The sequence below is a fragment of the Actinoplanes sp. L3-i22 genome, assembly GCF_019704555.1.
Taxonomy (GTDB): Bacteria; Actinomycetota; Actinomycetes; order Mycobacteriales; family Micromonosporaceae; genus Actinoplanes.
Genome location: NZ_AP024745.1, coordinates 3,254,778 through 3,279,767, shown reverse-complemented (window position 1 = coordinate 3,279,767; position 24,990 = coordinate 3,254,778). Strand labels below are relative to the sequence as shown.

The 24,990-nt window shown below is 71.7% G+C and carries 22 protein-coding genes and 1 pseudogene; 7 read left to right on the top strand and 16 right to left on the bottom strand.

Annotation, left to right across the window (positions count from 1 at the left end):
* Window positions 1–109 precede the first annotated feature (109 nt).
* The 10 genes and pseudogenes from L3i22_RS14520 to L3i22_RS14475 form a co-directional block, all read right to left on the bottom strand.
* Window positions 110–1,318, bottom strand: coding sequence for a glycoside hydrolase family 1 protein (locus L3i22_RS14520; protein WP_221327488.1), 1,209 nt, complete (start codon window positions 1,316–1,318; stop codon window positions 110–112).
* Window positions 1,315–2,100, bottom strand: a complete 786-nt coding sequence (locus L3i22_RS14515; RefSeq protein WP_255658227.1) for an ATP-binding cassette domain-containing protein — start codon at window positions 2,098–2,100, stop codon at window positions 1,315–1,317. Before L3i22_RS14515 ends, L3i22_RS14520 begins: the two co-directional genes overlap by 4 nt.
* Window positions 2,101–2,102: 2 nt before the next feature.
* Window positions 2,103–3,149: an ABC transporter permease gene (locus L3i22_RS14510; protein ID WP_221327487.1), complete on the bottom strand. Its 1,047-nt coding sequence runs from the start codon at window positions 3,147–3,149 to the stop codon at window positions 2,103–2,105.
* A 3-nt stretch (window positions 3,150–3,152) separates the two neighbouring features.
* Window positions 3,153–4,133 carry a sugar ABC transporter substrate-binding protein gene (locus L3i22_RS14505; protein ID WP_221327486.1) on the bottom strand — a complete coding sequence of 327 codons (981 nt, stop codon included), beginning with the start codon at window positions 4,131–4,133 and terminating at the stop codon, window positions 3,153–3,155.
* Between the two features lie 124 nt (window positions 4,134–4,257).
* Window positions 4,258–5,193: a ketopantoate reductase family protein gene (locus tag L3i22_RS14500; protein WP_221327485.1), complete on the bottom strand. Its 936-nt coding sequence runs from the start codon at window positions 5,191–5,193 to the stop codon at window positions 4,258–4,260.
* A gap of 29 nt (window positions 5,194–5,222) precedes the next feature.
* Window positions 5,223–6,206 (bottom strand): heme-binding protein, encoded by a 984-nt coding sequence (locus L3i22_RS14495; RefSeq protein ID WP_221327484.1) that lies wholly within the window; start codon window positions 6,204–6,206, stop codon window positions 5,223–5,225.
* A gap of 394 nt (window positions 6,207–6,600) precedes the next feature.
* Window positions 6,601–7,314 (bottom strand): Pr6Pr family membrane protein, encoded by a 714-nt coding sequence (locus L3i22_RS14490; RefSeq protein ID WP_221327483.1) that lies wholly within the window; start codon window positions 7,312–7,314, stop codon window positions 6,601–6,603.
* A 428-nt stretch (window positions 7,315–7,742) separates the two neighbouring features.
* Complete coding sequence (locus L3i22_RS14485; RefSeq protein WP_221327482.1) at window positions 7,743–8,483, bottom strand: YcnI family protein; 741 nt, start codon at window positions 8,481–8,483, stop codon at window positions 7,743–7,745.
* A gap of 632 nt (window positions 8,484–9,115) precedes the next feature.
* Window positions 9,116–10,420, bottom strand: a pseudogene (locus L3i22_RS14480) (sensor histidine kinase); the annotation flags it as partial.
* Window positions 10,421–10,668: 248 nt separating this feature from the next.
* Entirely contained in the window at window positions 10,669–11,376 is a 708-nt protein-coding gene (locus L3i22_RS14475; RefSeq protein WP_221327481.1) for a response regulator transcription factor, read from the bottom strand.
* Window positions 11,377–11,803: 427 nt separating this feature from the next.
* Here L3i22_RS14475 and L3i22_RS14470 point away from each other — a divergent pair, with 427 nt between their 5' ends.
* The 4 genes from L3i22_RS14470 (at window position 11,804) to L3i22_RS14455 (ending at window position 15,924) form a co-directional block, all read left to right on the top strand.
* Window positions 11,804–12,976, top strand: a complete 1,173-nt coding sequence (locus tag L3i22_RS14470) for a sigma-E factor regulatory protein RseB domain-containing protein (protein ID WP_221329960.1) — start codon at window positions 11,804–11,806, stop codon at window positions 12,974–12,976.
* 125 nt (window positions 12,977–13,101) lie between these two features.
* Window positions 13,102–14,247, top strand: a complete 1,146-nt coding sequence (trpB, locus tag L3i22_RS14465) for a tryptophan synthase subunit beta (RefSeq protein WP_221327480.1) — start codon at window positions 13,102–13,104, stop codon at window positions 14,245–14,247.
* Window positions 14,244–15,233: a tryptophan synthase subunit alpha gene (gene trpA, locus L3i22_RS14460; RefSeq protein ID WP_221327479.1), complete on the top strand. Its 990-nt coding sequence runs from the start codon at window positions 14,244–14,246 to the stop codon at window positions 15,231–15,233. The genes trpB and trpA overlap by 4 nt, the downstream gene beginning before the upstream one ends.
* Complete coding sequence (locus tag L3i22_RS14455) at window positions 15,196–15,924, top strand: GntR family transcriptional regulator (protein ID WP_221327478.1); 729 nt, start codon at window positions 15,196–15,198, stop codon at window positions 15,922–15,924. Before trpA ends, L3i22_RS14455 begins: the two co-directional genes overlap by 38 nt.
* Window positions 15,925–16,299: 375 nt before the next feature.
* On the opposite strand, the gene L3i22_RS14450 is transcribed toward L3i22_RS14455, so the two are convergent.
* Window positions 16,300–16,911, bottom strand: coding sequence for a TetR/AcrR family transcriptional regulator (locus tag L3i22_RS14450; RefSeq protein WP_255658225.1), 612 nt, complete (start codon window positions 16,909–16,911; stop codon window positions 16,300–16,302).
* A gap of 74 nt (window positions 16,912–16,985) precedes the next feature.
* Here L3i22_RS14450 and L3i22_RS14445 point away from each other — a divergent pair, with 74 nt between their 5' ends.
* Both L3i22_RS14445 and L3i22_RS14440 read left to right on the top strand, forming a co-directional pair.
* Window positions 16,986–18,089, top strand: coding sequence for an FAD-dependent monooxygenase (locus tag L3i22_RS14445; protein WP_221327476.1), 1,104 nt, complete (start codon window positions 16,986–16,988; stop codon window positions 18,087–18,089).
* Window positions 18,090–18,299: 210 nt separating this feature from the next.
* Window positions 18,300–18,770, top strand: a complete 471-nt coding sequence (locus L3i22_RS14440) for a DUF4265 domain-containing protein (protein ID WP_221327475.1) — start codon at window positions 18,300–18,302, stop codon at window positions 18,768–18,770.
* 55 nt (window positions 18,771–18,825) lie between these two features.
* On the opposite strand, the gene L3i22_RS14435 is transcribed toward L3i22_RS14440, so the two are convergent.
* The 4 genes from L3i22_RS14435 to L3i22_RS14420 all read right to left on the bottom strand — a co-directional run bounded on the left by L3i22_RS14435 (window position 18,826) and on the right by L3i22_RS14420 (window position 23,262).
* Window positions 18,826–19,629: a phosphatase PAP2 family protein gene (locus L3i22_RS14435; RefSeq protein WP_221327474.1), complete on the bottom strand. Its 804-nt coding sequence runs from the start codon at window positions 19,627–19,629 to the stop codon at window positions 18,826–18,828.
* A 230-nt stretch (window positions 19,630–19,859) separates the two neighbouring features.
* A complete protein-coding gene (locus L3i22_RS14430) occupies window positions 19,860–20,876 on the bottom strand; it encodes a M48 family metallopeptidase (protein ID WP_221327473.1) in 1,017 nt (338 codons plus the stop codon).
* Complete coding sequence (locus L3i22_RS14425) at window positions 20,873–22,141, bottom strand: AAA family ATPase (RefSeq protein ID WP_221327472.1); 1,269 nt, start codon at window positions 22,139–22,141, stop codon at window positions 20,873–20,875. The genes L3i22_RS14430 and L3i22_RS14425 overlap by 4 nt, the downstream gene beginning before the upstream one ends.
* A gap of 47 nt (window positions 22,142–22,188) precedes the next feature.
* The gene (locus tag L3i22_RS14420) at window positions 22,189–23,262 is read right to left on the bottom strand and encodes an epoxide hydrolase family protein (protein WP_221327471.1); all 1,074 of its coding nucleotides are present in this window, start codon (window positions 23,260–23,262) and stop codon (window positions 22,189–22,191) included.
* Between the two features lie 53 nt (window positions 23,263–23,315).
* Here L3i22_RS14420 and L3i22_RS14415 point away from each other — a divergent pair, with 53 nt between their 5' ends.
* Window positions 23,316–23,777: a MarR family winged helix-turn-helix transcriptional regulator gene (locus tag L3i22_RS14415; RefSeq protein WP_221327470.1), complete on the top strand. Its 462-nt coding sequence runs from the start codon at window positions 23,316–23,318 to the stop codon at window positions 23,775–23,777.
* Between the two features lie 230 nt (window positions 23,778–24,007).
* Here L3i22_RS14415 and L3i22_RS14410 read toward each other — a convergent pair whose 3' ends face one another.
* A complete protein-coding gene (locus tag L3i22_RS14410; protein WP_255658224.1) occupies window positions 24,008–24,988 on the bottom strand; it encodes a C40 family peptidase in 981 nt (326 codons plus the stop codon).
* Window positions 24,989–24,990 lie beyond the last annotated feature (2 nt).

Genomic DNA, 24,990 nt, shown 5'->3' with positions numbered 1-24,990 from the left:
TCACTCACTGAAAACACATTTCACACTCCGGTCACCGTGGTGCGATCGGCGTCACAGGGCTGTGGTTTCAACAGACAAAAACCGATTTCGTCGTACGAGAATCAGCGCGTCACCAGGACTGGCGGAAGGCTCGCACCAGCCGCGCGTACTCGGCGGCGCTCGGCTTCGGTGTCCGGTCGAACGTCTTGCGATCCACCTCGACCAGGCCGAGCTGGACGTCGTAGCCGAAGATCCACTCGTAGTTGTCGAGCAGGGTCCAGTGCAGATAGCCGAGCACCGGCACCCCCTCGTCGATCGCCGCGCGCAGCCCGGCCAGGGACGGCTCGAGGAACGCGGCACGGCGGCTGTCGTCGGGACTCGCCAGGCCGTGCTCGGTGACGAAGACCGGGACGCCGGTCTCGGCGTGCACGTAGCGGACCGCGTTGCCCAGCGACGACGGGTGCACGCTGGAGAACAGCCCGCCGCCCTCCTCCGGCAGCAGACCGTTGCCGTCGTAGCGGGCGCGTTCGTAGTTCTGCACGCCGACGAAGTCGTCGTCACGGACGAGACGGAGCCAACGGCCGTACGCCTCAATTCGCTTTTGATCTCTGATCGTGGGGTCGCCGACCGCTTGGTCGTCGACGACCGCGAGGCTCAGCCCGACCGGGAGATCCGGCCGGCACGCCTTGATCGCCGCCTTGCCGGCCAGGTGCCCGGCGGCCATGCCGGTCTCCAGCGCGTCGAACTCCTCCGGCAGCGCGACGTTGGCCAGCCGGTACCGCTCGACGCCGGCCGCCCGGCCCGCCGCCTCCAGGGTGGCGCGCTCCAGATCGCGCACGAAGTCCGGCATCGGCACCCAGGAGAGCAGGCGCGGCAGGTTCGGCTCGTTCAGCGTCACCGCGTAGGCGATCGCGTCGCCGATCCGGTCCATCAGCACCGTGCAGTAGCGCGCGAACGCCGCCGCCGACCCGGGATCGAGCCAGCCGCCGCGGGCCGCGAACCAGTGCGGCGCCGTCATGTGGTTGAACGTCACCACCGGCGCCAGGCCCAGCTCCCGGCAGCGGTCCACGATCGCGGCGTAGTGGTCCAGCGCGGCCTCGGAGAACTCCCCCTCGACCGGCTCGACCCGGGACCACTCGACCGAGAACCGGTACGCGGTCAGGCCCATCCCGGCGACCAGGTCCAGGTCCTCCCGCCAGCGGCGCAGGCCCTCGCAGGCCGGACCGGACGGCTCCCGGAAGACGGTCGGCGAGACGTGCTCGGCGAACCAGGTGTCGCTGGTGTCGTTGCCGCCCTCGATCTGGTGCCCGGACGTCGCGACGCCCCAGAGAAACGTCATGCGAACATCGACCCCCGCGCTCCGGTGATCCAGCCGACCAACTGATCGTTGTCGGTCTTCTCGGCTGCCACGTCGGCGACCTTGCGGCCCCGGTTGAGCACCACGATCCGGTCGCAGACCTCGGCCGCGAGCGGCAGGTTGTGGGTGACCAGCACGCACGCCACCCCCTGCTCGGCCATCCGCCGGATCAGCGCCTCCACCTGCCTGGTCTGCTCGTAGCCGAGCGCGGCGGTCGGCTCGTCGAGCAGCAGCACGCCGTTGCGGTCCCCGGTGATCCGGGTCGCGGCCCGGGCCAGCGCGACCACCTGCCGCTGACCGCCGGAGAGCATCTCGACCGGGCGGGTCACCGCCGCGGTCCGCACGCCCAGCCGGTCGAGCTCGGCGGCCGCCCGCTTGCGCTGCGCCTTGTGATCGACGAACCCGAGCCAGCCGAGCGGTCCCCGGCGCAGGATCTCCCGGCCCAGGTTCAGGTTCGTCGCGATGTCCTGCGCGTCGACCAGGGCAAGATCCTGATAGACCATCTGTACGCCGGCGGCGGTCGACTGGCTCGGCGAGTGGAACACCGCCGGCTCGCCGTGCACCAGAATCGTGCCGGCGGTCGGCTGGTGCGCCCCGGACATCACCTTGAGCAGTGTCGACTTGCCGGCCCCGTTGTCGCCGAGCAGCCCGACCACCTCGCCCTGCCGCACCGCGAAGTCGATGCTGTCCAGGGCGCGGACGTAGCCGTAGTGCATGTCGATGCCGCGCAGCTCCAGTGCGGGCGCCGTCTCGGTCTCGGTCACGGTTACCTCGTTCCGGTGTGGGCCGACGCCTGGGCGGTGGCGACCAGTCGCCGGGAGACCGTGGTGGACACCCACTTCTCCAGGCCGAGCGAGCCGAGCAGGAGCAGCCCGGTGACCGCGGTGGCCCAGTACGGCTGGATCCCCTTGATGGTCAGCCCGTTCGCGATGGTGCCGAGGATCAGCGCGCCGACCAGCACCCGGGGCAGCGAGCCCCGGCCGCCGCTGAGCGCGACCCCGGCCAGCGCGACCGCGGTGAGCGCGTTGAAGATGATGCCGGGGTTGGCGGCCGGGTTCGCCTCGGTCACCATGGCCGCCGTCACCAGGCCGCCGAGCGCCGCGCAGAACCCGCTCACCACGAAGCCCAGCACCTTGTACCGGTCGGCGTTGATGCCGGAGCGCCGCACCGCCTCGGCGTTGCCGCCGACCGCCATCAGGCGGATGCCGTCCCGGGTCCGGGTCAGGAACAGTGTCCCGGCCAGGAACAGCGCCGCCACCACCCAGACCGGCGCCGGAACGCCCGCGAAGCGGTCCGTGCCCAGGAACATCAGGCCGGTCAGCCCCGGGATCGTGTACCCCCCGGCCAGCGCGGCGGCCAGCCCGGACAGCACCGACAACGACCCGATCGTGACGATGATCGGGTTGAAGCCGCGCAACGCGATCAACCCGTTCACCACCCCGACCACGACGCCCACGGCCAGGCCGGCGACGATCCCGACGCCGACCGGGACGCCGTGCGTCATCAGCCAGCCGCAGACACAGCCGGCCATCGCGGCGGTGCCCGGGATGGACAGGTCGAGCGCCCCGCAGATGATGCCGACCGCGATGCCGGCCGCGAAGATCGCGGTCAGCGCCGCCGCGTTCGCGATCAGGAGCGCGTTGTTCACGCTGGCGAAGTAGGGACTCGCCCACAGGCTGAAGGCGATCAGCAGGAGCACCCAGAGCACGAAGATGCCCCGGTCACGGGCGAAGATCAGCCAGCGGACGCCGGCCGGGTCGTGCTCCGGCCCGGCGGCGGCGACCTGGTTGCCGGTCTCGGCGGTCACGGTCATCCCTCAGCCCTTCGCCGTGATGACCTTCTGCGGGACGATCAGGACCTGACCGTTCGCCTTCGGGTCGGTCTGCATCGCCACGAGCGTGTCGAACGACTGCGTCATGTCCGCGTCGAACTGCAGCGCGACCGACGCGAAGATCTTGCCGTCGGTGACGTTCTTCAGCACCTCGTCGTTGCCGCCGAAGTCGGTCACGCACTGCGCCGTCTTGCCGGCCGCGGAGAACGCGCCGAGCGCGCCGAGCGCGCCCTCGTCGTTGGACGCCATCACCGCGCCCAGCGTCGGCTTGCCCTGCAGCACGTTGCCGATGTCGGTCTGGGCGCTCGCCCGGTCCTTGGCGATCACGGACTGCACGATGGTGGCGCCGGGGGCGGTGGCCTTGAGGGCGGCCGCGGCGGCGTCCTCGAACTCCTTCTTGCCGGCCTGGCCCTCGGAGCTCTGCACGGCGAGGACCTCGGCCTTGCCGCCCATCTTCGCGTTGACGCAGGCGCCGAGCTGCTCGCCGAGCGCCTTGCCGCCGGCCGCGTAGTCGACGTAGTCGAACGTGACGCCGGGCTGCGGGCCGCTGAATCCGTACTCGTCGGGGCGGCCGTTGACCAGCAGCGGGATGCCTTTGGACTGGGCCGTCTTGATGATCGGCAGCATCGACGGCGGCGCCACCGCGAGAATCCAGCCGGCGCCTGCCCGGCCCGAGCTGAGCACCTCGTTGAGCTGCTGGGTCTGTTTGCTGGGGTCGAAGTTCGGATCCTGGACGATGACCTCCCAGCCCTTGCCGCTCGCGTAGCCCTTCACCCCCTCGGACAGCCCCTTCAGGGCCGGCGGCGCGAGCGAGAGCGGGGAGAAGACCAGCGTCTTGGGGAGGGCCGCGGAGGCGCCGGCGGTCGTGCCGGCGGAATCCGAGGCGTGACTGCAAGCGGCCAGCACCATCAGCGCGGCACCGGAAGCGACTATGGCGCGTGTGACGCGCGGGGGACGAGAACTCACGGCTGAACTCCTCGCTGTGGTCCTGCACTTTCACCTAGCGAAAGTTACTTTCTTTCGCTGTTGCGAGAAACGTAAACGACACTCGGAAAGATGTCCATGGCTGCACGGACTCATTTCCGGGCCGTTACCAGGACCGCTCCAGGCCATGGACCAGCGCGACCATCGCGTCGTGCCCGGGCGTCGCGATCCCGACCCGGCGGCCCTCCGCGGCGATCCCGCCGTTCAGGACGTCGACCTCGGTGCGGCGGCGGGCCAGGACGTCCTGGAGCATCGAGGGCTTGTGATGGAAGGCCTCGCGGACCGCCTCCTCGACCGACTCGGCCGGATCCCGGGTCAGCACGATGCCGGCCGCCGCGCAGACCGCCCGCGCCTCGGCGATCAGCACCCGCACCTGGGCGAGCAGGTCCGGATCGGTGCACACCTGGCCGACGGTCAGCCCGGTCAGCGCGGCCAGCGGGCTGGTCGCGGCGTTGAAGACCACCTTCGTCCACTGCGGGCCGCGAGCGTCCGCCACCGCGTGGGTCCGCAGGCCACCCTCGGTCAGCAGCCCGGCCAGCAGCGCGATCCCGGCGGCCGGGGCCGGGCTCGGCTCGAACGGGCCGAACCAGGAATCGCCCGGGGCGTCGTAGCGGACTGTTCCGGGCGCGGTGACCGCGCCGGCCGTGACGATGGTGCCGCGGATGACCCGCGGCAGGAACTCGGCGATCAGCTCCTCGTTGCCGATCCCGTTCTGGACGCTGACCACGGCGGCGCCGGCCAGCGCGTCCTTCGCGGCGGCCACCGCGTCCCGGGTGTGCAGCGACTTGGTGGCGACGATGCCCAGGTCGCAGGGGGGTAGGTCGGCGGCGCTGGTCCGGGCGTGCACCGGGGCGGTGAAGGCGGCCTGGCCGATCACGGTCAGGCCGGTGGACTCGATGGCCTCGACGTGGGCGCGCCAGGGGTCGACCGCCCAGACCTCTATGCCGGGGACCCGGGCCAGGTGGGCGGCGTAGAGGCTGCCGATCGCGCCGCAGCCCAGCACGGCGATCCGGGTGACGTTCATGCTTTTTGCGTCGCTCATACTTTCTGCGTCGCGGCCCGACACGGCGGTCATGCGGTCACCGCGCGGGCCAGGAGGGCGCACTCCGCCGGGTCGATGCCGCCTACGCCCAGGCCGGCGACCACTCGGCCGCCTTCCTCCAGTGGGCGCCCGCCGGGGATCCCGAAGGGGTCCCGATACCACTGACCGGCCAGCTCGCTGGGGACGCCGAACCGGGCGGCCGCCGCTGCCGTGCCGAGGGCGACCTCGACCCCGCCGGTCACCGCGTCGGCCATCCGGTCCTGCTGGATCGGGTCGCCGCCCTGGTCCACCACCGCCACGCTGACCCGCAGGCCGCGGCGGTGCGCCTCGGCCAGCACCCGGTCGCAGAGCGCTCGCGCCCAGGCCAGCTCACGCTGGGCGGCGGCGGGCGGGGCCGGCTTCAACCCGAGACTGTCCGCCGGCGACACCGTCAGGTCACCGAATCGCTGCCGCCAGCGGGCGTCGTCGTCGCCGTGCTGACCGACATACGGGACATCCAAGGCGTACGCGATAAGCAGGTCTTCGGGGTTGGCCGGCGCACCGGCCGCGCTGACCACCTCCGGTGCGACGCCCTCGGGCAGGAACGGGCTGACCGTCGCCCCGGACGCGGCGAGGCCGGCCACGATCACGCCGTCCTTGTCGCGGATCGGCATCCCGCCCGCGCCGGGGAAGATCGCCTCCGGGCTGACCTGCACGAACCCGGCCGAGATCGGCGCCGGCAGGGTGGTCATCCGGTGCAGGTGCTCGGTGCTGGTGATCTGCTGGGTGGCGGCGATCCACGCCTTGGAGCGGGCCCGGGCCATGCCGCCCGGGCCGCCGTGGTCCAGCCGGGACGCGGTGATCAGGGCGCCGCTCGCGCCGACGACCGCGATGCCGCCGCGCAGGCCCAGTTGCTCGGCCTTGTCGACGGCGCGTTGCACCAGCTCGCGGGCCTCGGTCAGGTCCAGATCCCGCGGGTGGACGTGGTTGCTGGACGGGCGGGGTGGGACATCGGAAGGCGGAATGCGGTCCATGCGGTCCTCGCGTTCTCGGCTAATGAAAGTCACTATCCGAAACGCTAGAACAGTGGTCAGGGCGTGTCCAGACACTCCGTTCCAGGGTTCTGATCAAAATCGGCCGGCACACCCGTGCCGCGCTCTGCCCATGCCGGCCCGCGCATCCATCCCGCGCTTTGCCCAAGCCGGCCCCGCGCACCCATCCCCACGCTTTGCCGTGCCGGCCCCGCGCACCTTGCCCCGCCGGCCCTTATTCCAGCCCGGGCCGGCCACGGTCAACGCAGACGCCGGCCTGCCGCGCACCGCCGCGCACCGCCGCGCACCGCCGCGCACCGCCGCGCACCGCCGCGCACCGCAAGATCATCTTTGGGTCGACGTCGACCGAGCGCGACCCGGCACCCGAAGACCGGTGTCAGGCCTCGGAATCGGCGACAGCCTCAGCACCGGAACGCGGCCGGGGCACGACCGGAACCGCACCCTCCCGCACCTTCGGCGCACCGAACCGCAGCCGCGGGTCGAGTAGCCGCAACCCGGTCGCCAGCAGCGCCGCGATCAGCACGACCGCGCTCATGTTGATCAGAACGCGCGGATACCCGAGGTCAGCGACATCCGTGAACGGATACGGATACCAGTCGGTGACCGCACCGTGCGCCAGCGTGTACCCGATCCACAGGGTCGGCCAGACCGCCGCCCACGCCAGGGTCCGCCCGTCGATCCGCGGCCGCGGCCCGAACAGCAGCCAGCCGAGCAGCGCCGCCCACGGCGCGATGTAGTGAAAGCCCAGGTCAGCGAGGTAGGCAGCACCGTGCAACTCCACCTGCCCGGCCAGAATCGTGCTGTAGACGATCCCGGTGATCACGATGCCGAGCAGCGCGTCGAGCCGGATCACCCGCCAGACCCGGCCGTCCCGCCCCGAATCACGGGCCAGCCCGACCGTGGCGATCAGCACCAGCAGATTGCTCTGGATCGTGAAGAAACTGAACAGCCGGACGAACCGGGTCACCACCGTCTCGACCACCAGCGGCCCGGCGTGCGGCGCGGTGTCGGTAGCGGTCAGCACGATCTGAGTGATCAACGAAGCCAGAACGATCAATGCGAGCGTGCCGTGCCAGACGCGGGACTTCATGATCTCTCCAGCCGACCGTCGTTGATCTATCGCGGCAGCCTAGCGCAGGTCACAGCGGTGCGGGCCGGACCTCAACACCGGCCCCACTTTCAGATTCCCGATTAACCTCGCCCCTTGCCAGCGCCCCGCCCGCGTCCCGCACCCACGCCCCGGCTACGTCCCGCACCCACGTCTCGCCCGCGCCGCGTGCCACGTCCGCTCGCTTTCCACTGACGTCCCAGCCGCGCCGCACGCCCGCGTCTTGCCCACGCCGCACACCCACGTCCGCTCGCGCCGCACGCCCGCGTCTTACCCACGCCGCACGCCCACGTCCGCTCGCGCCGCACGCCCGCGTCCCACCCACGCCCCAGCCGCGCCGCATGCCCGCTGCCCATGGCAGCACATTTCGGCTCGCGGCGGGCTTTCCGGTTGCGGTGGGCGGTGGCTTTTCAGCTCGCGGTGGTCTTTTCGGTCACGGTCGCGGCCTGCTCCGGCTTGCGACTGGCCTTTGCGTACGCGAGACCGGCCAGCACCAGCGCGATCAGCCCCGCGATGAGGCCGGCGAGCCCGAGCCCGGAACCGCCCCCGCTGGAGTCGTCGGCGGCCTCGGCCACCGGAGCCGCGGCCCCGGCCGACGGGGCGGCGCTGCTGTCCGCAGCCGGGACGATCTTCAGAACCGGCGCGGGGCTGTCCGGCTCGCTACCGTCGGTGGTCGGCTCGTCGATCCAGCGAACCACGTTCCCGTCCGAGTAGGTCTGCAGCGTCTTGAAAACGATCTGCCCCGACGCCGGCAGCGCCCCCATCGACACGTCGAACTCCTGGAACTCGCCCGGCTTGATCTCCGAGCCCTTCGCCGCGGTCCAGGTGATCTTCAGGACCGCCTCGGTGATCTCGGTGTCGTGCGACTTGATCGGCGTAGCCAGCTTGGACTTCTCAGCGACCGCGGTCCACCCCGGAACCGGCTTGACGGAGACCGACGCGATCGGCTGGTCGGCGGGAAGGTTCACCTCGAGCTTGGTGGTGGACGCGCTGTCGGACTCGTTCGGCACGCGGAACGACACCTTCGCGTAGCCGCCCGCGGTAGCCGTGTTCGGATTGACCGTCACGTGCGCGGACGCCGGGCCGGCGATCGCCAGGATCAGGAGACCGGCCGCACCGGCCACCACCGCGGAACGCTTGAGCAGCGACATTGTTGGGAGAACCTTCCGTCGTATCGTCGCCCGTCGCCGGGCACACCCGGTTGGTCGCCCCGATGATGCGAAAAGTTCCCGCCACCCGCCGATCTTTCCCCGCCCCTCACCCCTTCGTGCGCGCCCCGCGCCCCGCGCCCCGCGCCCCGCGCCCCGCGCCCCGCGCCCCGCGCCCCGCGCCCCGCGCCCCGCGCCCCGCGCCCCGCGCCCCGACATGGTCGACCCTGACTCCCGGCTCTGCCAACTCGGCAAGCGCCTCCCTGCCAGGCCGACCCGCCATCCCCGCTGCCTCGGCCGATCGACTCCCGACCCCGCTATCCCGGCCGCTCAGCCCGCAGCCCCGCCTCCCGGTCGGCTTCCGGCCCCGCCACCGCGGGACGCGCCTCCGCGACCGCGTCGGTCATTGGCACCGTCTCACCGGGGTGCGATGCCCGAAGACGAGCCGCCCTCGGACCTACCGGCGCGGACCGCTCGTGTTCCTTGTTCCGCGGGTCTCCCCTGCGCTGCGACTCTTCGCCGTGCTGCGTCGTCTCCCCGCGCCGCGCCGATTCCCCGCGCCGCGTTGTTTCGGTTCGCTGCACCGATTCCCCGCGCTGCGCCGTTTCCGTTCGCTGCGCCGCGTCCTTGCGCCGAGGCAGGCGCACCTCGACCCGCAAGCCGGGATTCGCCTCGCCGAGCGTGACCGAACCGCCGTGCCTGCGCACCAACTCCCGGACGATGGCCAGCCCCAGCCCCGACCCACCGGCATCCCTGGCCCGGCCGTCGTCGAGCCGGGTGAACCGATCGAACACCCGCTCCCGGTCCGCCACCGGGATGCCCGGCCCGTCGTCGGTGACCTCCACCAGCAGATCCGGACCGTCCGCCGCGGTTCGCACGGTGACCGTCGACCGCCGGTGCCGGCATGCGTTGTCCAGCAGGTTGGCCACCACCCGGGCCAGCGCGTCCGGATCGGCGACCAGCGGCAACGGCCCGCTCGCGTCCTCGTGCCGGACCTCCGGGTACCGGCTCGCGACCTCGCCCACGAGCTGCCCCAGATCGACCTCCTCGATCCGGCGCGAGATCGCCCGGCCACCCCCGTCGTCCGCCCGGGCGAGCAACAGCAGGTCGTCGACCAGCCGGGACAGTCGCTGCACGTCGGCGAGCAGGTCGTCGCTGAGCGCCGGCCAGTCCGTGTCGTCCGGCAGTCGCTGCGCCACCTCCAGCTCGGTACGCATGTTGGTGAGCGGGCTCCGCAACTCGTGCGCGGCGTCCGCGACGAACGCCCGCTGCCGCGCCCGCGCGGTGTCCAGCCGGTGCAACATGTCGTTGAGGGTGATCGCCAGCCGCCCGACCTCGTCGTGCGAGTCCGGCACCGGCAGCCGCCCGGCCCGGGTTCCCCCGGTGATCTCCTCGGCCCCGGCCCGCAGCGCGTCGACCGGCCGCAACGCCGCGCCGAGCGCCCGCCACAGCCCGGCCGCGAGCAGCGCGACCAGCAGCGGGAACGCGATCAGCAGGGTGACCCGCAGCAGATGCACGCTCTGCGTCAGCTGACTGGTCGACCGCGCCACCAGAATCCGCAGCGGGTGGGTCGCCGGCCCGGCGGTGACCTTGACGACCCGGGCCACCCCGTCGAACCCGATCCGCTTCCCCGGGATCACGATCCCGCCGCCGTCGGGCAGGTCACGCAGCTCGTCCTCGTACAGGATCGGCACCAGCCGGTCGGCGGTCCGGGAAACCGACCGCACCCGGTTCTGCTCGTCGATGACCTGCACCTGAACCCCCGGCGTGACCAGGATCGGGTCGGGGAGCTGCCCCTGGTCCACCAGCCGGGCCACGCCACGCGCCGTCTCCAGCGCCTCGGCGTGCACCGCCCGCCCTTGCGCGAACGTCAGCACCGTGACCAGCAGCACGCCACCCGCCGCCAGCCCGAACGCCAGGGCCGCCGCCGAGATCAGCAGCAACCGTGCCCGCAGGCTGAGCTCTTGCAGACGCCTACGCATCTATCGCCCCTTCCGGAGCTTCTCCCCCACCACGCCCATCACCGAACCCCCGTTCCGTCGCCGCACGCCCACTCGCCAGACCCGCGTCGCCCGCCCACTTGCCAGACCCGCGCCGCACGTCCACTCGCCAGACCCGCCACTCGCCAGACCCGCGCCACACGCCCACTCGCCAGATCCGCATCGCCCGTCAAACCAAGCCGGCTCCTTCAAGCCTGCGTCGGCTCCGGCAGTTCCGCTCTTCCGGCCGCATTCACGGCGACGGCGACCAGCCGGTAGCCCGCGCCCCGGACCGTCTCCAGTCTTTCCCGGCCGATCTTGCGGCGCAGGTAGCCGATGTACACCTCGACCGCGTTCGGCGCGGTGTCCAGCGCCGCGTCCCACACGTGGTCGAGCAGCTCGGTCTTGGAGACGACCTCACCGGGCCGGCGGATCAGGTACTCCAGCAGCGCGAACTCGCGGGTGGTCAGCGTGACCTCGGTGCCGCCCACCAGCACGCGCTTCTCCGCCGGATCCAGCTCGACGTCCCCGCAGACGAGGACCACCGGCCGGGCCTGGGTGCCACGTCGCAGCAGAGCACGCAGACGGGCGAGGAGAACGACGTACGAAAATGGTTTGGTCAAATAGTCGTCGGCGCCGCAGTCCAGGCCATCGGCCTGGTCATACTCCCCATCCTTGGCGGAGAGCATCAGCACCGGCAGCCAGTGCCGCTCCGCACGCAACTGCCGCACCACGCGATAGCCGGAGAGCCGGGGCAGCATGACGTCGAGAATCATCGCGTCATAGCCGCCGTGCCGGGCCATCTCCAGACCGTCCTGACCGTCATGGGCCACGTCGACCGCGAACCCCTCGGCCTGCAGGCCACGTCGCAGCGCGGCCGCCAACCGTTCCTCGTCCTCCACCACCAGCAACCGCACCTTCACACCTTGGCATGCCGTCGTTGATCCTCGATACCGACTCTCAGTCACCTCTCAGCCCGGGCCTCCCTGCCTCGCTCCCCACTTCCGTCCCACTCCTCCCACTCCCTCCCGCGTTTCCGCCTCACTCCCGCCTCACTCCCGCCGCACTCCCTCCGCACTTCCGCCGCACTCCCTCCACAGTTCTGCCCCAGTTCTGCCCCACTCCCCCGCACCTTTCCTGTCCCCTCCCCACTCCCTCCGAGCCCGGTCACAGGCCCCTGATAGGCGTGGCCGCCCTGGTCAACGCGCACGTGCCGGCCCCCGGGGCGCCGCCGGCCTGGTCACCGACCCGCAGGCCGCGCGGGTCTTCCCCTACGGGTCGTTCTCAGCCTTGTCACAGCGGTGCCGAAGCACGATTGCTGCATACCAACGGGAGGTGGACATCGTGTCCGTGTGGAAATCGAGGCCGGCGCTGCGCTGGCTGGTACCGGGGGCCACCGCGGTTGTCGTCATCGGGGGTGGCGCGGCGGCAGGCACGATCGTGGCCAGTGCTGACCCGTCGCTGCCGGACCGCAGCGCGGCCCAGTTGCTGGTGGATCTGCAGAGCGCCAACCCCGCCGGGCTCTCCGGCACCGTGGTGCAGAGCGCCGATCTCGGCCTGCCGGGAATCGCCGGGCTGGCCAGCAGCCTTGGCGCCTCGGCCGGCGGTGGCAACGGCCTGACCAGTTTGATCTCCGGAAGCAACACCGCCCGCGTGTGGTACGCGGGACAGGACAAGGTGCGTTTCGCCCTGCAGGGGACGCAGGGTGAGACCGACGTGATCCGCAACGGGTCGGACGTCTGGCAGTGGAGCAGCTCGGAGAACACGGGCACGCACCTGAAGCTGTCGGGCGACGCCGCCTCGGCGCCTGAGCACTCGCTGCCCGGCGCGCTGCCGTCGACGCCGCAGCAGGCGGCCGACACGGCGCTCGCCTCGATCGACGCGACCACCAAGGTGCAGACCACCGGCGCTGCCAAGGTGGCCGGGCGGGACGCGTACGAGCTGGTGCTCAGCCCGCGGGACACCGCGTCGATGGTCGGGCAGGTGCGCCTGGCGATCGACGCCGAGCACCACATCCCGCTGCGGGTGGAGGTGTACGCCAAGGGGGCGGCCAAGCCCGCGGTCCGGGTGGCCTTCGACTCGATCAGCTTCGACGTGCCAGACGCGGAGCAGTTCAAGTTCAACCCGCCGCCGGGCGCGAAGATCGACGAGGCGGGCGCCCCGTCCGCCGACTCGCCGCGGAGTGGCTCGGACAAGAAGGTCATCCCGCACCCCTCGGGCTCCGCTCCGGCGAAGCCGTCGAAGGGTGCGGAGTCGAAGGTGATCGGCAAGGGCTGGACGTCGATCCTCTCCGCCAAGGTGCCGGCCGGCTCGCTGTCCGAGCTGACCGACGCGGGCAAGGGCACCGGCGACCAGGCGAAGACCGCCCAGGCACTGATGGGCGCGCTTCCCGAGGTCAGTGGGTCGTGGGGCAAGGGCCGGCTGTTGACCGGATCGCTCTTCAGCGTGCTGATCACCGATGACGGCCGGGTCTTCGCCGGCCTGGTGACTCCGGAGGCTCTGTACAAGGTCGCCTGACCTCCGATCCGAAATAGTTCTAGAACTCTGCCGCCCAAGCATGCCATGATGGGTCGGCAGAGTTCTATAACTTTTTGGAGCCGCAGATGTCAGCACCGACGCAGTCCGGAGCAGCACCATCCGCCATGAGCCCGCCGACCTCGGCCGGCCGGTTCGGCGAGTTCGGCGGGCGCTATGTGCCCGAGTCCCTGGTTCCGGCGTGTGCCGCCCTGGAGGCGGCGTTCCGGGACGCGTGGGCAGACCCGGCCTTCCACGAGCAGCTCGCCCGGCTCCGCACCGAGTTCGCGGGCCGGCCCACCGCTCTTACCCCGGCGCTCAACCTCTCCGCCCAGCTCGGCGTGACCCTGCTGCTCAAGCGGGAGGATCTGGCGCACACCGGGTCCCACAAAATCAACAATGTGCTCGGCCAGGCGCTGCTCGCCCGACGGATGGGCAAGGCGCGCCTGATCGCCGAGACCGGCGCCGGTCAGCACGGCGTCGCCACCGCCACCGCGGCCGCCCTGTTCGGCATGCGGGCCACCGTCTACATGGGCGAGCGTGACATCGCGCGGCAGGAGCTCAACGTCTTCCGGATGGAGCTGCTCGGCGCCGAGGTGATCCCGGTGACCAGCGGCAGCCGCACGTTGAAGGACGCGACGAACGAGGCGATGCGCGCCTGGGTCGGCGCCGTCGACGAGGCGCACTTCTGCCTCGGCTCGGTCGGCGGGCCACACCCCTATCCGTGGCTGGTCCGGGAGCTGCAGCGGGTGATCGGCGAGGAAGCCCGCGCCCAGGTCCCGGCCGTGCCTGACGTGGTAGTGGCATGCGTGGGCGGCGGGTCGAACGCGGCCGGCACGTTCGCCGGGTTCGCCGACACGACGGCCCGTCTGATCGGGGTCGAGGCGGCCGGCGGTGCCGCGATGACCAACGGCGCACCCGGCGTGGTGCACGGTTACCGGTCGATGGTCCTGCAGGACACCGACGGCCAGGTGCTGGAGGCCGAGTCGATCGCCGCCGGGCTGGACTATCCCGGCATCGGCCCGGAGCATGCGCACCTGGGAGCAATCGGTCGCGCGGAATATCGCACGGTCACCGACGAGGAGGTCCTCACCGCGGTGCGCCGGCTGGCCCGCAGCGAGGGGATCATCTGTGCGCTGGAGTCCGCGCACGCGGTGGCCTGGGTCCTCCGCGCGGCCGGCACGCCCGACCTGCCGACCGGCTCGACCGTGCTGCTGACGCTCTCCGGCCGTGGTGACAAGGACATGGCGACGCTGGCGGGGGTGGCCCGATGAAGCGGCTGAATCCCTATCTGACCGGCGGCATCACGCCGGACTGGATCGACTACCTGCTGGCCTTCCAGGAGGCCGGCGCCGACGCGGTGGAGATCGGGCTGCCGTTCTCCGATCCGATGCTGGACGGCGCGACCATCCAACAGGCGTCCGATCAGGCGCTGCGGCGCGGCGTCACGGTCGGGTCCATCCTGGCCGACCTGGCCGCGGCCCGAGATCGCATCCACATCCCGCTGATCGCGATGACCTACGCCAACCTGGTCTTCCGCGACACGACCCCGGCCGCAGCTGCACCGGCCGCGCCACGGGACGAATCGTTCGGCGGCCAGCCTGCGCCGGCCGCGCTTAGCGGCCAGCAAGCGGCGGGCGCGCCGAGCGGCCAGCCAGCAGCGGGCACGGTTGGCGGCCAGCCAGCCAGAGGCGCGCTTGGTGGTCGATCAGCGGCGGGCGCGGTTTCGGGTGGGGCCGGGGGTGGGCCGGAGGTGTTCTGCCGGCGGCTCGCCGATGCCGGGATCAGCGGGCTGATCGTGCCGGACGTGCCGATCGACGAGGCCGGCCGGCTGGAGGCGGCCGCCGCGGCCGCCGGTATCGAGCTGGTCCTGCTGGCCGCGCCGGTCACCCCGCCCGAGCGACTGGCCGAGATCGGGCGCCACAGTCGCGGTTTTGTTTATGCGGTGAGCGTCATGGACACCACCGGTGAGCGGGATTCCCTGGCCGCGAGCGCGGCGCCGCTCGCTCGCCGGATCAAGGCGGTCACCGGCCTGCCCGTGCTGATCGGGTTCGGCATCTCCACTCCCGCGCAGGCCGCGACGGCCGCCCGGGCCGGGGACGGGGTGGTGATCGGCGCCGCTCTGATGCGTAGGGTTCTGGACGGTGCGTCACCCGATGACCTGCGAGCCGAGGTCGCCGCTTTCCGCGCCGCTCTCGACCAGGTCGACCAGGAGATGCCCGTTGCCCGCGCGCACGCCGAAGTACCAGGTGATCGCTGATGACCTGACCACCAAGATCAAGGACGGCGAGCTGCCGCCCGGGACAGCGCTGCCTCCGCAGAAGGAGCTCAGCACGCGGTACGGGGTGACGCTGGCGACGCTTCGGCAGGCCCTCAAGCAGTTGGAGGACGAGGGCCTGCTGTCACAGGAGCCCGGCCGGGGAACGTTCGTGTTCCCGCGCGCGAAGTATCAGCTCACGTCGCTGCACGGGTTCGCGGAGGACCTACGCGATCAGGGGCAGACCGTCACCACGGAGATCCTCGACCAGGCGGTCGGCCCGCCGTCGGACTGGGCGGCCGCGCTGATCGGCGACGATCAGGCGCTGCGGCTGGAACGACTGCGACTCGTCGCCGGCCGGCCGGCCGTGCACCAGACGTCGTGGGTGCGTGGCACCGGGCTGGTGTCAGCGGATCTGAGCGACACGTCGCTGTACGCGGCGTTGATCGACCATGGTCATCTGGTGCACCGGGCTTCCGAGGTGGTCCGGCCGGGCCTGCTCGAGGAGCCGGTGGCGGGCTTGCTGCGGCGGCCGCCGGGCGAGCCGGTGCTGCTCTCCGAGCGGGTGACCTACGCGCTGGACGGGTCGGCGCTGGTGGCGGACCGCGCCACGATGCTCGGTTCGGCGATCGAGATCCGGACCGAGCGGGCGGCCGGCGGCCTCTCCGTCCAATGGAGCCGCGCCACCACCTGACCGGGCGCGGACGCGGCGGGCACGAGCACGGCGAGCCCGGATGCGAACAGGGCCGAGCGTCGGCGCGGGCCGGCCCACAAGCCGGCGGCAGCCCACCCGGCGGCGCGGGCAGGGCAAGACGGCGGGCCGTGCCGGGCCAGGCCGGCGCGGGCACGGCTCACAGGCCGGGCCGGGTCGGCGCGGGCAGGGGCACGGGTCGGGGCTGCCGCGGGTCGGGCTGCCGCGGGTCGGGCTGCCGCGGGTCGGGCCGGCGCGGCGCGGCCAGGACCGGCACGGCCAGGACGGGCGCGCCCCGACCGGCGCGGCGCGGGCAGGACCGGCGGGCGCGGCCAGGACCGGCGCGGCGCGGGCAGGACCGGCGCGGGCAGGGGAGAGCTAGGTGGCTGTTGGCGGTTGGAACCAGGGGGCCAGGGCGACTTTCACGGCTACCTGCATGGCCTGCTGCACGGCGGCCGGGTCGATCGACCTGTCCGCGTTCTCCAGGAGGACCTGGAGCGCGCCGGTCACAGCGCCCAGGAAAGCGCCGGTGAGCGCCCCAGCACCCACCTCGTCGATCCGGTCGGGGAAGGCCTCAGCCAGGTGGCGGGCGATCTGACGCTGGGCGTCCATCTGCAGCTGCAGGCCACGGCCCTGGACCGCCGGGACCGTCCGGACCAGGCGTAGCCGCAACGCGGACATCCGGCCGGACAGGTCGTCGCTCTCCGCACCCACCTGCCGCAACGCCCGCAGCAGGACCTCGGCGGGACCGTCCGCCGGCCCGCGACCGGCGATGGCGTCGATCGCCGCCTGCACCCGGACGTCGGCCTCCGGGAAGAGCAGGTCCTCCTTGCTCGGGAAGTAGCTGAAGAACGTCCTGGTCCCGATCTCCGCGGCGGCCGCGACCTCCGCGATGGTCGTCTCGTCGTAGCCGCGCGACTCGAACAGCTCGAGCGCTGCGGCGACCAGGGCCTGCCGGGTTCGGATGCGCTTGCGGTCGCGGAGAGACACGTTCCGCACCTTAGCGCACCAACTGCAAATCAGCACTCGTTGCAATTCCGCACTGACTGCGGTTTTCTGGGTACATGACCCAGCGCACCGCACTCATCTCCGGAGCCGGCATCGCCGGCGTCACCCTCGCCTACTGGCTGGCCCGGGACGGCTGGCAGACCACGATCGTCGAGCGGGCCGGCGACCTGCGATCCAGCGGCAATCCGGTCGACGTGCGCGGCCCGGCCCTGCCGGTGGCCGAGCGGATGGGCGTGCTCGGCGACCTGCGCGCGGTCGCCACCCACGCCCGGGCGGTCCGCATCCTCGACGCGGCCGGGCGATCCGTCGCCCGCATCCCGATGCCGGCCCGCGACGGTGAGGTCGAGGTGCTCCGCGGCGACCTCGCCCGAGTGCTCTGGTCCGCCACCCGGGACGACACCGAGCTGATCGTCGACGACACGATCACCGCGCTGCGGCCGGATCCGGCCGGGGTGGACGTGACCTTCGAGCGGGCCGCGCCGCGGCGGTTCGATCTGGTCGTCGGGGCGGACGGGTTGCACTCCGCGGTGCGCCGGATCGCTTTCGGGCCGGAGCACGAGTTCAGCGAATTCCTCGGGCTCTACGTGGCGACCATGACCTTCGGCGGGCCACCGAAGGAGCCGGACGAGGTGGTGCTGCTGAACGTTCCCGGCCGGCTGCTGGCCATGCATCCGGGGCGCGGCGAGGCCGGGGCGGCATTCATCTTCCGGCATCCGCCGGTCACCGATCTCGAACGCGGCGATTCGTCTCGGCAGAAAGAGGTGATCACGGCTGCCTATCAGGGGATCGGCTGGCGCGTACCGGAAATTCTTGGGTTTTTGAACGGTTTTGAGGATCTTTATTTTGACGCGGTGAGCCGGGTACGTGTCGATTCCTGGTCCCGTGGCCGCATCGTTCTGCTCGGCGACGCGGCGTCCTGCGTCTCCCTTTTCGGCGACGGCTCGACGTTGGCGATGGCCGGCGCGTTCACCCTGGCCGGAGCACTCGCCGGGGCGCCGGGCGACCTGTCCGGCGCACTGCGTCGATACGAGTCGGAGCACCGCAAATTGACCGGCCCCAAACAACGTCACGTCCACCGGGTCGCCGGCCTGCTGGTCCCCGGCAGTCATTTCGGCCTGTCCGCCCGCAACGCCGTCGCACACGCGATGAGCCGCGGGTGAATCAGTAGCGATAAAGCCGGGGAATGCCGCATGGGCGAGACGGGTGGCGGCCGGAATCAAGGTCCGGAATCAGGTACTGAACATCGCCGCCGGCGCGGTCCCCGGAGCAGGCCGCCGGGCATCGCACCAAGATCGCAGGATGGCAACGATATGCGAGACTTCGGCGCGTTGCGGGGCGACCGATGCCCAAAATGCCCCAGAATGCCCGGCGTGACCGTTGAGGAATTGGCGGAGCACTCGCAGGTCCGGCTGGTCGCTGGGCTGGGGGCGAGTGGCCAGCTTGTCTACGAAACGGTGCTGATCCGGACTCTCGGGGCGGATCTGCACATGGTTCTCGGAACGCCCGCGTTCGTGGAGGGGATCGCCGCCGGTGATCAGATCCGGCTGCACGCGGGCGGCAGCTTCGAGGTGGTGCGGCGCGGCGGCAACATCTGCCTGCTCGTGGTGCCCGACGAGGCCCCGGCGCCGGATGATCTGGCGCCGCTGCGGGACGCCTTCGACGAGCTCGGCGGGATCGTCGAGCTGCCCCCCGACCGTCGCTTCATCGTGATCACCGTGCCGGCCGCGCCCGGGTTCGACGCGGTGGAGGCGGCGATCGACGACTGGACCGGCCCGCGCGGGCACCACTGGGAATACGGCAACGTCTACGACACCGACGGCAACCCGCTGAACTGGTGGTGATCGGGCAAACCCGAAAACCCGGCTTACGGTACGGGCGATGCCCCGAACCGTGGCCCTACCGCGGCAGGGCCGGTTCCTCGACCGGAATCCGCGGCCGGGGCAGCGGCACCGACTCGATCGCCGGCGCGTCCACCACAACCTGCGCGGCCGGGTACTGCGGGCGCATCAGCACGTAGGCGACGGCGAGCAGCGCCACCGCCGCGACCGCGTCCAGCCAGTAGTGGTTGCCGGTCGCGACGACCACCAGCAGCGTGATCACCGGGTGCAGCAGCCACAGCCCACGCCACCGGGACGTCGTCGCGGCGATCAGCGCCACGGCGATCACCACGGCCCACCCGACGTGCAGCGACGGCATCGCGGCGTACTGGTTGGAGAGCTGATCGGTCTCCGGCGCTCCGTAGACCGCGGGCCCGTAGAGGCGCCCCAGGTCGAGCATCCCGGTGTCGGTGAGCATCCGCGGCGGCGCCAGCGGGAAGCCGAAATGCACCAGCAGCGCGGTCCCGGTGAGCAGCGCGAGCACGTTGCGGGTCCAGCGGTAGTGCGCGGGCCGGTGCAGGTACAGCCAGATCAGGCAGGCCGCGGTGGCCGGGAAGTGCACGTACGCGTAGTAGCTGTTCGCCACCTCGACCAGCCAGTGCCACGACATCAGCCGGTGCTGGACGCTCAGCTCGCCCGGCAGATGCAGCCAGCGTTCCAGGTCCCACACCTTGGTCGCGTTGTCGAACGCCTCGCCGACGTGCCCGGTCGCCGCCACCCGGCCGATCTTGTAGACCAGGAACATGACCGCGACCAGGCCGAGCTCACGGAGTGCGGAGATCCAGCGGGACCGCGTGGAAGCGGTTGGGGCGGCGACGCTCACGGCAAGCTCCTCGATGAGCCGGACGGCGTGCGGAGGAAAGCTCGCCGGCACTATAAAAAGCGAAAAATGGCCACATCACGTGACACCGGCGCCACTCTAGTGACGGGTCGCAACACCGGCGCTCACCTGCGGAAACAGAAACCCGATGTCCGCGGGGTGACGGCCGGTCAAGCGGAGCTTGAATGAACCATGACGCACAGCATCCGGCGATCTTGCCACATGGGCAAGTTTTAGCCCGGATTTAGTGATGTAACCCGCACCCGAAATACTCCGGAAACGCACAGGATCAGCACAGCCACGGCTGCTAGGACGAGCGCCGGCAACCGGGTGCTCACCCCGTACCAGACGAGCAGCGCGACCGAGGCGCCCGCCGCAACCAACCCGGTGATCACCGTGCCGCGCGGCAGCAGGGCCAGGCACCGCCAGGGCAGGCGCCCGGCCGGCAGCAGCACCCGGCCGGTGAAGGACACCATGACCACCGCCACGACCAGGGCGATCGCCTGCGCGAACAGGCCCGCGAGACTCCACCAGGGGGCCGCCAGGCGCACCGCGAAGGTCAGCGGCACACCGACCGCGAGGCCGCGCTGCAACCCGGCCAGCACGCCGAGGATCGGCCACGCGAGGGCCTCGGCGCGCAGCCGGTCCGGATGGTCGGCGGCCAGCTCGCGAAGGCCGCGCATGGCCTCGCCGACGTGCAGGCGCTCCGCGTTGAGCAGGGCGATCAGCCAGCGGCCGCCGGGGTTCTCCGGATCCTCCGCCAGCGCGGCCCGGGTGGCCCGCGCGGCGGCCCGGCGGCGGCCGGAGACGCGCTCCACCTCGGCCAGGGTCAGCAGGCTGGGCACCGATCGCGCGTCGAGCGCCAGGGCCTCCCGGGCCGCGCCGCGGGCCCGCCGGAAATCCCGGCTCGCGGCGTGCGCCCGGGCCAGCACCCGGTGCACCTCGGGCTCGGCGGGGCGCAGGCGGGCGGCCTCACTCGCGGCCTGGATCGCTTCCGAACCGCGGGACAGGGCGATCAGATTCTCCGCACGCTCCGCGTGCGCACCGGCCGATCCGGGCCCCGCCTCGATCGCGGCCTCCGCGGCGGCCAGGCCGTCGGCGGGCCGCCCGTTCAGCCGCAGCACCGCGGCGAGCAGCGCGAGCAGGTCCGGATCACCCGGCCGGGTGAGCAGCCCGAGGCGCAGCTCCGCCTCGGCTTGGTCGAAACGTCTCAGTTCGGCGAGCAGTCGCGCGCGCGCCGCCGCCGTCACCGAGTCTTGCGCTTCTTGAGGTACGCGGCCAGGTCGTCGTATTCGCCGCTCTGGTTGGCGAACATGGCGACGTTGCGAGCGGTGGTGAACCAGGCGTCGGTGGACGGCCGCACCTCACGGACCGCGGCCAGCATGTCCGCCTGATTGATCATGCGGATCTCGCCGGTGTCGATCGAGTCGCGCATCGCGAACTCCGCGGCGGTCTCGCAGAGGTGCGCCAGGTCGGCACCGGAGTAGTTCTCCGTCACCGCGGCGACCGCGTCCAGGTCGACGCCCGCGACCGGCCGATCCCGCAGGTGGAACTCGATGATCGCGGCCCGCGCCGGGCCGTCCGGAGGCAGCACCAGGACGGTCCGGTCGAGCCGCCCGGGCCGCCGCAGCGCGTCGTCCACGTCCCACGGCGCGTTCGTCGCGGAGAGCACGAACACGCCCTCGTTGCCGCCCTGCACCCCGTCGAGCTCGGTCAGCAGCTGGTTGACCACGGTCCGCATCGAGGACGAGTGCAGCTGGCTGCGCTTGTGGCCGAGCGCGTCGATCTCGTCGAGGAACAGCACGCACGGCGCGTGCCGGCGGGCCGACTCGAACAGGTCGTGCAGGTTCCGCTCCGAGCTGCCGACCCACATCTGCAGCACGTCGGTGATGGACAGCGAGATGAACGCGGCGCCCATCTCGCCGGCGACCGCGCGGGCCAGGAACGTCTTGCCACAGCCGGGCGGGCCGTAGAGCAGCAGGCCGCCGCGCAGGCTCTTGCCGAACAGGCTGCGCAGCTTCGGGTTGCGCAGCGGGCCGAGGAAGGAGACCTCGAGCCGCTTCTTGACCTCGGCCATGCCACCGACGTCGGCGAGGGTGACGGTCGAGCGCTCGACGTCGAAGGCCCGGTCGTCGTGACCGGTCACCGGGTCGGGCTCGTCGCCGGCGCGGGCGAAGCGCGGCGGAACGACGTCGCCGAACTGCTGCTCCATCGCGGACCAGTCGAAGCCACCGGCCGGCGCCGGCGGAGCCGCCGGAGCCGGCGTGCCCGGCTCGGCGCCCTCGGCGACCGGCTCGGGAGCGGTGGCGGCCGACGGCGGGGCCAGTGCGGACGTCATCAGCCCCCGCGCGGCCGCGTTGCCCGGCTCCCGGCTCAGCACCTGGGCGGCGTGCTCGATCGCCTCGGCCCCGCGCCCGGCCGCGACCAGCAGCTCGGCCAGGTGCAGCCGCAACGTCAGGTCGTCGGGGCGGGCCAGCACCGCCGCGGTGAGACTGTCGATCAAGGCGTCGCTCATAGAACGCGATTATGCCCGCGCCACTCCCGCCCCGGCCGCTCGCCCTTTCAGCCATCGGTGAGCGTCCGGAAGAAGGTGATCACGTCGTCGGCGAACAGGTCCGGCACCTCCAGCGCGGCGAAGTGCCCGCCCCGCGGGAACTCGGTCCAGTGCCGGACGTCGTAGCGCTGCTCGGCGAACGGCCGGATCGACTGGGTGATGTCGCCCGGAAGGACGGCGACCCCGAGCGGGGCGGGGCAGCCCACCGGCACGTTCACCCCACTCTCCCGGACCAGTCGGGCGGCGGATCCGGCGGTCCGGTGGAACCAGTGATGGGCCACGTCGGCCAGGATGCGATCGTCCGGCACCGGGGTCGCCGGGTCGGACCAGCGGTCGAACTTGTCCGCCCAGAAGGCGAGCAGCCCGGCCGGCGAGTCGTTGAGCGCGTAGGCCGGGGTCTGCGGGCCGGTGGCGAACAGCAGCTGATGCGGGTGCCGATTCTTCGCCAGCTCCGTCGTGCGGGCGAGGCGGGCCTGGTCCCGCGGCGTGAGACCGTCCGGCAGGCCGACGGTGGGCAGGTAGTTGATGTGGACGCCGACCACGTTGCCCGGGGCGACGGCGGCCAGGTGCCGGGAGATCCCGGAGCCCCAGTCGCCACCCTGCGCGCCATATCGCGAATAGCCCAGCATGGCCATCAGCTCGGCCCAGGCCTCGGCGACGCGCTGCTGGCTCCAGCCGCGGCGGGTGGTGGGCCCGGAGAGCCCGAACCCCGGGATGGCCGGGACGACCACGTGGAAGTGCTCCGCGAGCCGCTGGACGACGTCGAGGAACTCGACCGTCGAGCCGGGCCAGCCGTGCGTGAGGATCAGCGGCAGGGCGGCCGGGTCGGAGTTGCGCAGGTGCATGAAGTAGACCCGGTCGCCGAAGATCTCCACGACGAACTGAGCGTACGAGTTGAGCTCCGCCTCGTGCCCACGCCAGTCGAACTTCTGCCACCGGTCGGCCAGCGCGCGCACCCGGGCCAGGGGAATGCCGTAGTCGTCGCCGGCGCCGGGCAGCTCGTCGGGCCAGCGGGTGCGGGCCAGCCGGTCGGTGAGGTCGTCGAGGTCGGCCTGCGGCAGGTTGATCCGGAATTCGTTCATGCGGCTAACGTTAGCCGCCCGAACGTTAGTTGGTCCAATGTTATCGTCGACACATGGACCACCTGCCCAGCTGGCTGCTCACCCAGACCGCCGCGCACGCCCACCGCCTGGTCGGCGACGGGTTCGCCGCGGTGAACGCACGGGGCTATCACCTCCGGCTGCTGACCTCACTGACCGTCGAGGGGCCGGCCAGCCAGGCCGACCTGGGCCGGCGCACCGGCATCCACCTGAGCGACCTGGTCGGCGCGCTCAACGAGTTGGAGTCGGGCGGCTTCGTGGCCCGCTCCCCCGACCCGGCCGACCGGCGGCGCAACATCATCACCGTCACCGACGCCGGCCGCTCCCGCGCGTGGGACCTGACCGTGCGCGCCGCCCAGGTGCAGGAGGAGCTGCTGGAGCCGCTGTCCCGGGCCGAGCGGGAGCAGCTGGTCGCGCTGCTCCGGCGGCTCCTCGATCACCATCGGACGGTGAGCCCGGCCACACCGGGCACCGACGCCGCCGCGAAAATGTCGTAGCCGGCGGGCAGGATCCCGGGTGTCCGATCGACGGGGAGGGACGACCGATGGGCAGGACGCCGGACCACACGATCAGGGAGCGCCGAGGCTCCGACGGCGGCGAGCGGGTGCGGGCCGAGGCGAGACGGCGGGCGTGCTCCACGCCGTACGGGAAAGGGGGTCGAAAGAATTGGGGTCGAAAAAGGCCGCCCCCGGCGAACCGGAAGCGGCCCTCTCGCCGTGAGTGCGGTCTAGCCCGGCCGGCGATAGCCGGCGATGGGACCGCGGTCGATCGTCGCCATCCGGACGAAGTCGCCCGTGTGCGGCGCGTGCACCACCATGCCACCACCGATGTAGATGGACACATGGTGCACGTCGGAGTAGTAGAAGACCAGGTCACCCGGCCTCAACTCGCTCCGGCTCACCGACTTCCCGGACGCCCACTGATCCTTCGTGTAGTGCTCGAGATGCACTCCGACAGCCGCCCACGCCGCTTTCGTCAGGCCGGAGCAGTCGTAACTGTTCGGGCCCTCGGAACCGAAGACATAGGGCTTCCCGACCAGGTCACACGCACGCTGAGCGGCACGGCCACCCTTGTCGTTCGTGTATTCGACCGGGCACGGGCCCGTCTTGTACGGCCCGTCGCTGGCTCCGGCCGCGCCGTATGCCTTGAGCCGCAGCTTCTGCAGGGAGGTGATCTCCTTCTCGATCGCCGACTTCTTCTGTTTGAGGTCGGTGTCCCGGGTGGAGATCTCGGTCGCCAGAGCGTCGACCTTCGCCTTGTCGGCGGCGTACTTGTCGCGGAGCTTGACGACGTCGCCGATCGATGCCTGGCGGTTGGCGGCCAGCTGCTCGAGAAGCGAGAGCTTCTCGGTCAGGTTGCTCGCGCTGCCGCCCAGGATCGCGCCGATGGCGGTCGGCGGACCCTGCATGTACGCGTCCGCGGCCATGCCGCGCACCTCACCAAGAGCCGCGTCGACCTGTTTCTGCAGCGGGGCGAGCGTCGTGTTCAGCTGCTTCTGCTGCTTCTGCAGCTTGAGCAGCTTCCCGTGCACGTCGTTGTAATCCTCGATGACGGGCTCGAGCTCGTTCCACTGCTTGTCGATCTGGGCTTCGACGCTGGACGGCGAAGGCGTGGCGTAGGCAACGACAGGTCCGGTGAGAACGATTCCGGCAGCGGTGACGGCGCAGAGCAGTCCACGCAGCACACCTCGCGCGCCTATCCGTTTCACGT

Excerpts from the sequence above, each read along its gene's own strand:
- L3i22_RS14520 (WP_221327488.1), bottom strand. The coding sequence starts at position 1,318 with ATGACGTTTCTCTGGGGCGTCGCGACGTCCGGGCACCAGATCGAGGGC.
- L3i22_RS14510 (WP_221327487.1), bottom strand. The coding sequence starts at position 3,149 with ATGACCGTGACCGCCGAGACCGGCAACCAGGTCGCCGCCGCCGGGCCG.
- L3i22_RS14500 (WP_221327485.1), bottom strand. The coding sequence starts at position 5,193 with ATGAGCGACGCAAAAAGCATGAACGTCACCCGGATCGCCGTGCTGGGC.
- L3i22_RS14495 (WP_221327484.1), bottom strand. The coding sequence starts at position 6,206 with ATGGACCGCATTCCGCCTTCCGATGTCCCACCCCGCCCGTCCAGCAAC.
- L3i22_RS14490 (WP_221327483.1), bottom strand. The coding sequence starts at position 7,314 with ATGAAGTCCCGCGTCTGGCACGGCACGCTCGCATTGATCGTTCTGGCT.
- L3i22_RS14485 (WP_221327482.1), bottom strand. The coding sequence starts at position 8,483 with ATGTCGCTGCTCAAGCGTTCCGCGGTGGTGGCCGGTGCGGCCGGTCTC.
- trpB (WP_221327480.1), top strand. The coding sequence starts at position 13,102 with ATGAGCCCGCCGACCTCGGCCGGCCGGTTCGGCGAGTTCGGCGGGCGC.
- trpA (WP_221327479.1), top strand. The coding sequence starts at position 14,244 with ATGAAGCGGCTGAATCCCTATCTGACCGGCGGCATCACGCCGGACTGG.
- L3i22_RS14445 (WP_221327476.1), top strand. The coding sequence starts at position 16,986 with ATGACCCAGCGCACCGCACTCATCTCCGGAGCCGGCATCGCCGGCGTC.
- L3i22_RS14425 (WP_221327472.1), bottom strand. The coding sequence starts at position 22,141 with ATGAGCGACGCCTTGATCGACAGTCTCACCGCGGCGGTGCTGGCCCGC.
- L3i22_RS14420 (WP_221327471.1), bottom strand. The coding sequence starts at position 23,262 with ATGAACGAATTCCGGATCAACCTGCCGCAGGCCGACCTCGACGACCTC.
- L3i22_RS14415 (WP_221327470.1), top strand. The coding sequence starts at position 23,316 with ATGGACCACCTGCCCAGCTGGCTGCTCACCCAGACCGCCGCGCACGCC.